We start from the raw sequence: 6,553 nt of genomic DNA on the forward strand, positions 1-6,553 counted from the left end.
CATGATCCAATGATTTGTGAATTGAACTTTCATGATGAATTGAGTATCAGACAGGGATGTCGGCTGTGTAGTCGTCATCCCTTTTTTGTGCTTAAACACAATACAACAATAACAGGTTCTGGAGGTGGAGGGTTATTAGTAAGGAACATATGATCAATGATGAGATTCGGGTGAGAGAAGTACGTCTAGTTGGTGCGAATGGGGAACAAATCGGGATTACACCGACGCGTGAAGCTTTGCAAATGGCGATTGACGCAAACTTGGATCTCGTGAACGTGGCGCCTCAAGCGAAGCCGCCCGTGTGTCGGATTATGGATTACGGAAAATTCCGCTATGAGCAACAGAAGAAAGAAAAGGAAGCCCGTAAAAACCAGAAGATCGTTGACATCAAAGAGGTATGGTTCCGTTCCAACATCGAGGAACATGACTACCAAACCAAGTTTCGCAATGTGGTGAAGTTCCTGAATGAAGGGGACAAGGTGAAATGCTCCGTTCGTTTCCGCGGTCGTGAAATTACTCATGCTAATGTGGGTCAAAAAATTCTCGAACGTGTGAAATTGGAAGTTGCTGATCTTTGTACCGTGGAGCGCCAACCCAAGCTCGAAGGACGCAGCATGATTATGATATTGGCTCCAAAGAGTCAATGACAAATTAAGGAGGAAGTTCAATGCCTAAAATGAAAACACATAGCAGCCTTAAAGGCCGCTTCAAAATTACCGGTACTGGTAAAGTAATGCGTTACAAAGCTTACAAAAACCATTTGCTTTCCCACAAATCCAAACGTGCAAAACGCGTTCTGGGTACTAACCCTGAGATGGCACCTGGGGACGTTAAACGTCTGAAACAAGGTCTTGCTAACCTGAAATAGCACTAGCACTGCAATGAATGAAGTATAAACATTATTTGGGAGGTCTATTGATATGGCAAGAGTAAAGGGCGGATTCGTCGTTCGTCGTCGTCATAAAAAAGTATTGAAGCTTGCTAAAGGTTATTTTGGTTCCAAACACCGCATTTTTAAAACAGCTAACGAGCAGGTAATGAAATCGCTTGTTTACGCATACCGTGACCGTCGTCAGACGAAACGTAACTTCCGCAGACTGTGGATCGTGCGTATCAACGCAGCAGCTCGTTTGAACGGTTTGTCTTACAGCAAATTGATGCACGGCCTGAAATTGGCTGGTGTGGACATTAACCGCAAAATCTTGGCTGATCTTGCAGTCAATGATATTAATGCATTCAACTCTTTGGCAACTGTTGCTAAAGGCAAAATCAACGCTTAATTATTAATAATGAAGCGTGGAAACCGCGAAAGTGGTAAAAAGGTATCCCAAGCAGTACGCTGTGTAGGGATGCCTTTTTTTGTACATACTCAATGTTACGGTAAAGACTTCGTTTTCTCCAAAATACGAATAAATATGACGTGAGATGGAAGAATGTATGTTTTTTTTAACTTTGTAGCGCTTACATTGATGGAACTTTAAAAAAAATTGACCCAAGGTTATTAATTGTCTAGATTTTAGCCGATCATAATTGTATAATCTCTAAAGTAAGTCTTCTGTACGATCTGTCTCGTCAGTAAATGACATGCATGAGCATGTACATGTTCAAAGAAAAGAGACAGTCCAGGGATCTAACACTAAGGGGGAACAGTATCAGCATGAAGAAAATGTTCAGTATGTCTTTGGTTATGCTGCTGGCGATCTCGGTCATTCTCGCAGGCTGCGGTAACAAAAATCAAGGTGCGTCCAACGCAAATGGTGGAGACACAGGTGGTTCTGCCAAAACATCGAATGTCCAAATTGGCATGGTTACAGATGTGGGTGGAGTAAACGACAAATCGTTTAACCAATCTGCTTGGGAGGCACTACAAGCCACTGAGAAAGAATCAGGCGCTAAAGTTAAATACCTGCAAAGTAAATCCGATCAAGATTATATTCCTAACCTGAACCAATTTGTTAAGGGTGATTTTAACTTGACTTGGGGAATCGGTTTTAATCTGGCGAATGCGATTGGACAAGTAGCGAAAGACAACCCAAGCAAAAACTTGGCGATCATTGACAGTGTCGTGGATGCGCCTAACGTGAAATCGGTTGTTTTTGCTGAAAATGAAGGTTCCTTCTTGGTGGGGGTTGTAGCTGGTAAACTTACCAAAACAAACAAAATTGGTTTTGTGGGTGGACAAGACAGCCCGTTGATCAAACGTTTTGAAAAAGGATTCGAAGCAGGAATTAAAGCTGTAAATCCAAATGCAAAATTGGAAGTTAACTACACAGGTGCATTTGATAAGCCGGACCTGGGTAAAGCAGCAGCTGCGACGATCTATAACAGCGGTGCGGATATTATTTTCCATGCAGCTGGCGGATCTGGTACAGGTGTATTTAACGAAGCACTCGCACGTAAGCAACAAGGGCAGCAAGTATGGGTTATTGGCGTAGATAAAGACCAATCGCTTGAGTTTGGTGACGACGTAACATTGACTTCGATGGTAAAACGTGTAGATGAAGCTGTAAAACGCGTATCTAAAGAAGTGATTGACGGTAAATTTAAGGGCGGTGTCGAGACACTGGCTCTGAAGGATAATGGTATTGGTTTGGCAGACACATCAACGAAAAACGTACCTAAAGACGTGCTTGATCTTGTAGAACAATACAAGCAAAAAATTATTAAGGGCGAAATTACAGTTCCTTCGAAATAAGTTTGGCTTGAAGAACATATAGGTGGCGACAAGGCTGGTTCATAAGACTAGCCTTGTTCTTACGTCTGGAGTTATATGGATTATAACGGGCAAAATCAGCTCATTGGAGCACATACTATAAAGTGTATAAGGGTGATCTCATGGATGCAGCGACCCCCGTCGTTGAGTTAAAGCAAATTACAAAACGATTCCCCGGCATCGTTGCCAACGACTCCATCAGCATCAAGCTGCATAAGGGAGAAATTCATGCCCTTTTGGGTGAGAATGGCGCGGGTAAATCTACGCTTATGAATATTCTTTTCGGACTGTATCAGCCGGATGAAGGGACAATTGAAATCGGAGGTAAACCCGTACAGATTGATAGTCCAAATAAGGCGATTGATCTGGGGATTGGCATGGTGCATCAGCATTTTAAACTCGTACAGCCGTTTACCGTGACCGAAAATATTGTCCTGGGCTCGGAGCCACGTAAGGGTCTGAAAATCAATTATAAAAAGGCTGCCGCAGAAGTACAGCGGTTGTCTGAGCAGTACGGCCTTCAGGTAAATCCGAATGCCAAAATTGAGGATATATCTGTTGGTATGCAGCAACGTGTAGAAATTATTAAAACGCTCTATCGCGGTGCAGATATTCTGATTTTCGATGAGCCTACAGCTGTACTGACACCACAAGAGATCACTGAGTTGCTGGACATTATGAAGCGCTTGGTCGCTGAAGGCAAATCAATTATTCTTATTACTCATAAACTTAAAGAAATCATGCAAATTGCAGATACGGTTACGATCATTCGCAGAGGTCAGGTTATTGATACGGTCAAGACGTCTGAAACAACCCCAAATGAGCTGGCTGAGAAAATGGTGGGCCGTCGTGTGTCCTTTAAAGTGGACAAGCAGCTTGCGCAACCAGGACAGACGGTACTGGAAATGAACAATGTAATTTCTAAAAACAAGGATGGCATTAATGTTCTAAATGAGTTGAACCTTCAGGTCAAGGCGGGCGAGATTTTGGGGATTGCCGGAGTAGATGGCAATGGACAGAGTGAGCTGATCGAAGCTTTGACAGGCTTACGCAAGGTGGATGGTGGGAGCATTCGTTTGCTCGGACAAGAGGTGGCCAATCAGCCACCACGCAAAATTTCAGAGGCAGGCGTTTCACATATACCGGAGGACCGTCATAAGCATGGGTTGGTGCTCGATTTTTCTATGAGTGAAAATATGGTGCTGGAGACGTATTACCAGGCGCCTTACAGTAAAAATGGCTTCTTGAACAAAGATGCTATAGAGAAACAGGCCAAAAGTCTTATCGAAAAGTTTGATGTAAGAACACCGGATATTCACACGAAGGCAAGAGCACTATCTGGTGGGAACCAGCAGAAGGCTATCATTGCGCGTGAAATTGATAAAAATCCAGACCTTCTCATTGCAGCACAGCCTACACGCGGTCTGGATGTCGGAGCTATTGAATTTGTCCAGAAACAACTGATTGCCCAACGGGACCAAGGTAAAGCTGTGTTGCTCATATCTTTTGAACTGGACGAGATTATGAATGTATCCGACCGAATTGCTGTCATCTATGAGGGCAAGATTGTCGGGGAAGTGCTGCCAGAAGAAACGAATGACCAGGAACTGGGACTGATGATGGCAGGAAGTGCAGTGAAGAAAGGAGTAGAGAATGGCTAATCTATTGAAAATATTCACAAAAGACTCCTTTGTACTAGCGCTGGTCTCTATTATTTTGGGTCTCCTTCTGGGTGCTATTGTGATGCTGATTGGCGGGTATGACCCTATTGTGGCCTATTCTGCTTTGTTTAGCCGTGTATACGGAGATTCCTACAACTTTGGAGAGGCTATCCGTGAGATGACTCCGCTGATTTTAACGGGGTTGGCATTTGCTTTTGCGGCCCGCGCCGGTTTGTTTAATATCGGCGGCGAAGGTCAGTTTCTGGTAGGTATGACAGCTGCTTCGATTGTGGGCATTAAACTTCATGGGTTGCCAGCTATCATTCATGCACCGTTAGCTGTAATTGCAGGTGCAGTTTTCGGAGGTCTGTGGGCTGCGATTGCTGGCTATTTGAAGGCCAAACGAGGCGTTAATGAAGTTATTACATGTATTATGATGAACTGGATCGGTCTGTATTTGGCTAATTTGGTGATCAATCAGTTCGCACTTATGGATGGTGAAAATCGTTCTGTGAATATCCAGCCTTCTGCTTCAATTTCCATCGAATGGCTGTCCCAGATGATGGGGAATGCTCGGGTACATTGGGGCACAGTTATTGCTGTGCTGGCAGCAGTCTTTTTCTACATTTTCATGTGGAAAACAAAGCAGGGCTATGAGCTTCGGGCTGTCGGATTTAATCAGGATGCATCCCGTTATGCAGGTATGAATGTAAATCGTAATATCATAAAAGCGATGTTTATTAGTGGGGTTTTTGCCGGATTGGCAGGCGCCTTTGAAGTGCTGGGAGTATTCCATTATCAATCTGTCATGGCAGGATCACCGGGAACGGGTTTTGATGGTATCGCTGTAGCTCTGATTGGGATGAATAACCCATTCGGTGTGCTGCTCGGTTCTGTTTTGTTCGGAACGCTTACGTATGGTTCTGCGGGGATGAGCTTTAGCGCAGATGTACCGCCCGAGATTATCCGGGTTGTCATTGGCTCGATTATTTTCTTCATTGCGGCCCAAGGTATTGTACGTTGGGTTGTGAAGCCGCTCTACTCCAAGCGTAAGAAAGAGAAGGTGTTGTAAAATGAGTTGGTTAACACTTGGTGAATTAATCCATACAACGCTCGTTTTTGCGACGGCGATTATTTTTGCGTCTCTCGGCGGAGTTTTTTCAGAAAAATCCGGTGTAACGAACCTCGGGTTGGAAGGACTTATGGTATTTGGAGCGTTTGCAGCGGGTGTTGGCGGATTTTATGCCGAGCAAGCTGGACTAGGAGGCACCTCTGCGGCTTGGGTAGGTGTGCTGTCAGCTGCCGTGTTCGGTATTTTGGTTTCGCTAATTCATGCTGTAGCCTCTATTACGTTTAAAGCCGATCAGGTTATAAGCGGTATAGTTATTAACTTTCTGGCAGCAGGTAGTACACTGTACATGGTTAAGCTTTTATTTGAGGGAGATGGTGACACCGGTCGGATTCAGGGTTTTAACGAAATATCCATCCCTTACCTTGTGGATATCCCGATTGCAGGAAAAGCCTTTTTCCAAGCTTACCCAACGACATATTTAGCCATTCTATTAGTTATTATTGGCTATTTTACTTTGTATAAAACACCGTTTGGCTTGCGTTTGCGTTCCGTTGGGGAGCATCCAGGAGCGGCCGATACAGTGGGTATTAAAGTAAATCGTCTTCGTTATATTGGCGTTATGATCAGTGGGGCGTTGGCTGGGATTGGTGGAGCTACAATTACTCTGACTACAACCAACATGTTCTCGCACAATACAGTTTCGGGGCAGGGATATATTGCTATTGCCGCTATGATTTTCGGTAAATGGAATCCGCTCGGCGCTTTTGGCGCAGCAGTGTTTTTTGGTTTTTCACAAGCCATTCGCAACTATGTGCAGCTGTTCGCATGGTCGCAAAGTATTCCCCAGGAAATTATTTTTATGTTGCCGTATCTCCTGACGATTATTGTACTGGTAGCGGCTGTCGGACGTTCACGCGCTCCGGCCGCTTTAGGTCAACTTTATGATCCAAGCAAGCGTTAAAACTTATAGACAGCTAATGCGCATGTTTTGAAAAATGTACATTGGTGTGAGGATTTTGCAAAAATCCCATAAGCGACTTCCAGTGAACAAGATATAGATCGAAATGGTTTAGTTCGTCTATATCTTGCACTTCGGAGCGACTGGAA

The 6,553-nt window shown here is 44.2% G+C and carries 7 protein-coding genes; all 7 read left to right on the plus strand.

Annotation, left to right across the window (positions count from 1 at the left end; translation table 11 throughout):
- Positions 1–149: 149 nt before the first annotated feature.
- The 7 genes from infC to GRP75_RS07695 all read left to right on the plus strand — a co-directional run bounded on the left by infC (position 150) and on the right by GRP75_RS07695 (position 6,407).
- The gene (gene infC / locus GRP75_RS07665; protein ID WP_013309378.1) at positions 150–647 is read left to right on the plus strand and encodes a translation initiation factor IF-3; all 498 of its coding nucleotides are present in this window, start codon (positions 150–152) and stop codon (positions 645–647) included.
- A gap of 20 nt (positions 648–667) precedes the next feature.
- Positions 668–868 (plus strand): 50S ribosomal protein L35, encoded by a 201-nt coding sequence (rpmI, locus tag GRP75_RS07670; protein ID WP_013309379.1) that lies wholly within the window; start codon positions 668–670, stop codon positions 866–868.
- A 52-nt stretch (positions 869–920) separates the two neighbouring features.
- Positions 921–1,280 (plus strand): 50S ribosomal protein L20, encoded by a 360-nt coding sequence (rplT, locus tag GRP75_RS07675; RefSeq protein ID WP_007429517.1) that lies wholly within the window; start codon positions 921–923, stop codon positions 1,278–1,280.
- A gap of 377 nt (positions 1,281–1,657) precedes the next feature.
- Positions 1,658–2,695 (plus strand): BMP family lipoprotein, encoded by a 1,038-nt coding sequence (locus GRP75_RS07680; protein WP_023987755.1) that lies wholly within the window; start codon positions 1,658–1,660, stop codon positions 2,693–2,695.
- 140 nt (positions 2,696–2,835) lie between these two features.
- Entirely contained in the window at positions 2,836–4,374 is a 1,539-nt protein-coding gene (locus GRP75_RS07685; protein WP_023987756.1) for an ABC transporter ATP-binding protein, read from the plus strand.
- On the plus strand, positions 4,367–5,446 hold the full coding sequence (locus GRP75_RS07690; RefSeq protein WP_071558985.1) for an ABC transporter permease: 1,080 nt from the start codon (positions 4,367–4,369) through the stop codon (positions 5,444–5,446). The genes GRP75_RS07685 and GRP75_RS07690 overlap by 8 nt, the downstream gene beginning before the upstream one ends.
- A gap of 1 nt (position 5,447) precedes the next feature.
- Positions 5,448–6,407, plus strand: coding sequence for an ABC transporter permease (locus GRP75_RS07695; RefSeq protein WP_010349245.1), 960 nt, complete (start codon positions 5,448–5,450; stop codon positions 6,405–6,407).
- The last annotated feature ends 146 nt before the right edge of the window (positions 6,408–6,553 follow it).

The organism is Paenibacillus sp. OT2-17, from assembly GCF_009827695.1.
GTDB lineage: Bacteria > Bacillota > Bacilli > Paenibacillales > Paenibacillaceae > Paenibacillus > Paenibacillus polymyxa_B.